Consider the following 2,548-nt stretch of genomic DNA (forward strand, 5'->3'; position numbering starts at 1 on the left):
AGCTACGCGCGGGTCGCCGGTGCGGCTCGCCGCCACCATCATGTTGAAGCCGCCACCGGCGACCCGCGCGTAGCTCGACGCGGTCTTCTCGGTGCCTGGCGCCGGCAAGGCGTCGATGCGGTAGACATAGTCCACCACGGCGCTGCCGACATGGACCAGCCGTCCGCTCATGCGGCAGCCTCCTTGCCGGAGCGGATCTTTGCCTTGCGTGCCGCGACGAGATCGTCTGCCAGCGCGCGAACCTCGGCGAGATCGATGCCGTGCAACTTGGCGATGCGGTGCTGCGGCAGGCGCGACAGCCCGGCTGAGGCGCCTGCCATGCCGGCGGCGACGGCGCCGATCGTGTCGGTGTCGCCGCCGAGATTGGCGCTGATGACGGCCGCCCGCCAGGGATCGCCATCGGCGACCTCCAGCACGGCGAACGCCGCCGGAACCGATTCCTGGCTGGCGACGCCGGTGCCGACCAGATCGACGATCAGCCTGATCGCTTCTTTCTCCGTCTTGCCGCGCACGAGATCCTGCGCCCAGGCGATCCGCGCTGCGATATCACCGCCGGTCACCCAATTCCCGTGCGTTGCCCCCAGCCGCGCCGCGGTCACGGCGCGCGCGGAAGCCGCGCGCCAGTCGGCGCCTGAGACTCCGCTGCTGACCGCCGCAGCGACCGCCGCCGCCGAAGCTATGGCAATCGAGGTGTTGTGCGTCGCCCGGCAGGTTTCCGCGACCTTCGCAACCAGCGCGTCGAGCGGCTCCGGTGGCATCATGATGCCGACCGGCGCGATGCGCATCGCCGCGCCATTGGTATCGCCGGCGCTGCCGGCTTGCTCCGGCGGCACGCCGTCATTGATGGCGTCGATGGCGCGCTTGGTCGACGGGCCGAGCAGGTCGTAGCTGCCGCGCGCCTTGACCTCGCGCTCCCAGTCGAGCAGCGCATTGACCCAGCGCGTGTGGTCGAAACGGTCGCCGGACTCGACCATAATGCGGCCAAGCAGCAGCGCCTGTTCCGTGTCGTCGGTGATCGTGCCGGCAACAAGGCCCTTCGACACCGGATGATCGTCGACGGGCGCGACGAAGTCCTCGACATGGCCATAAAGTTCGGCGATCCGGGCCGGCGACAGAAGCTGCGTCGGCATGCCCAGCGCGTCGCCAAGCGCGCCGCCGATCAGCGCGCCCATGGCGCGGTCGATCGCCCCGGCCGCATCCGTCATCTCAAAACTCCAGATGCAGGGCGAAATGCGCCGGGTTGAGCAGGCTGGTGACGAATTCGATGGCGCGGCCGTCGGCGGCGCGGGTCAGGCGCCGCGTGCGCAGGAAGGGCGTGCCCGGCGCGCAATCGAGGATGGCGGCATCCGCCGCGCTCAGCATCTCGATGTCGACCCATTCCTCGCCATGGTCGGGCACCAGCCCTGCCCCGCGCAGCGTCTGGTGCAGCGAGCCTTCGCGCAGGCCGCGCAGCGGCACGTCTTCCAACTCGGGCGAGAGCGGCAGGCGGCTGCGCTCGATCGAAATCGCATGGCCGTCATTTGCATTGGTGCGGACGCGATCGACGGCGATGAAGGCCGGATTGTCGACACCGAGTCTGGCGGCAAGGTCCGCGTCCTCGATGACTTCGAGCCGCAGCGTGCGCGTCTCGGCATTGGCGCCGGCATTGGCAAGCGCGCGCGACCAGCCGACAGCATCGTCGACCGGCTTGCCGTCGAAGGTGACGAAGGAGCCGATGCCGACCCTGGTGGTGATCAGGCCCCGGCTCGACAATTCCTCGAGCCCTTTGCGGACCGTGTTGCGGCTGACGGAGAAGCGCTGGACGAGTTCGTTCTCGCTCTGCAGGCGGTCGCCGAAGCCGAGCACGCCGGAGCGGATTTCGTGCTCCAAAACCGTCGCGATCTGCTCGGGTTTGCCCGTGCCGGGGGTGAGCTGCGTCGCGCGACGGGCCATATCGATACCTGTTCAGTGAACCTGTATAATCCTGTTCAATAGCGCATTTGAAAGGCGGCGTCAACGGCCGAGTTCGGCGCATGCAAGAGGGGCGCTGCCGTTGCGGCCGGCCCCCTTCTCCCCTGTCACTTTACGGGGAGAAGTGCCCGGCAGGGCGATGAGGGGCGGCGCCGACTTCAGACAGTTGGCTGGCCAGTCAGACGAAGAAGAATTCCTCGACCCGCTGCTTGGCCTTGCGCAGCCCAGGCAGGATCTCGCGCTCCATCGCCTCGACCGAAAAGCGGGCCGACTGCGTCGAGACGTTGATGGCGGCGACGACCTGGCCGGTACGGTCGCTGATCGGTACGGCTATCGAACGCAGGCCGAGCTCCAGTTCCTCGTCGACGATGGCGAAGCCGTCCGTCTCGGCCTGTTGAACGGCCTTGGCCAGCAAGTCCCGCCTGACGATCGTCTTCGGCGTCCGCCGCTCGATCTTTGCATCGGCGAGGAGGGTCTTCATCTCATCGGCGTTCAGGCCGGAGAGCAGCACGCGACCCATCGATGTGCAGTAGGCGGGCAGCCTTGTGCCGACGTCGAGCGCCACGCTGAGGATGCGGCGGCCGGGGATGCGCGCGAC

General features: G+C 68.4%; 3 protein-coding genes and 1 pseudogene. All 4 read right to left on the minus strand.

Annotated features, from left to right (window positions below; all coding sequences use genetic code 11):
* Nucleotides 1–171: pseudogene (locus EN738_RS36985) on the minus strand (ribokinase); the annotation flags it as partial.
* Nucleotides 168–1,205 (minus strand): ADP-ribosylglycohydrolase family protein, encoded by a 1,038-nt coding sequence (locus tag EN738_RS33450; RefSeq protein WP_127287270.1) that lies wholly within the window; start codon nucleotides 1,203–1,205, stop codon nucleotides 168–170. The pseudogene EN738_RS36985 and the gene EN738_RS33450, both read right to left, overlap by 4 nt.
* Nucleotide 1,206: 1 nt before the next feature.
* The gene (locus EN738_RS33455; protein WP_127287271.1) at nucleotides 1,207–1,932 is read right to left on the minus strand and encodes a GntR family transcriptional regulator; all 726 of its coding nucleotides are present in this window, start codon (nucleotides 1,930–1,932) and stop codon (nucleotides 1,207–1,209) included.
* Nucleotides 1,933–2,128: 196 nt separating this feature from the next.
* On the minus strand, nucleotides 2,129–2,548 hold a 420-nt coding region (locus EN738_RS33460), incomplete at its 5' end, for an IclR family transcriptional regulator C-terminal domain-containing protein (RefSeq protein ID WP_281034341.1).

The organism is Mesorhizobium sp. M4B.F.Ca.ET.017.02.2.1, assembly GCF_003998955.1.
GTDB lineage: Bacteria > Pseudomonadota > Alphaproteobacteria > Rhizobiales > Rhizobiaceae > Mesorhizobium > Mesorhizobium abyssinicae.

Bases quoted from the DNA above. Each gene is read 5' to 3' on its own strand.
- EN738_RS33450 (WP_127287270.1), bottom strand. From the start codon at position 1,205: ATGACGGATGCGGCCGGGGCGATCGACCGCGCCATGGGCGCGCTGATC.
- EN738_RS33455 (WP_127287271.1), bottom strand. From the start codon at position 1,932: ATGGCCCGTCGCGCGACGCAGCTCACCCCCGGCACGGGCAAACCCGAG.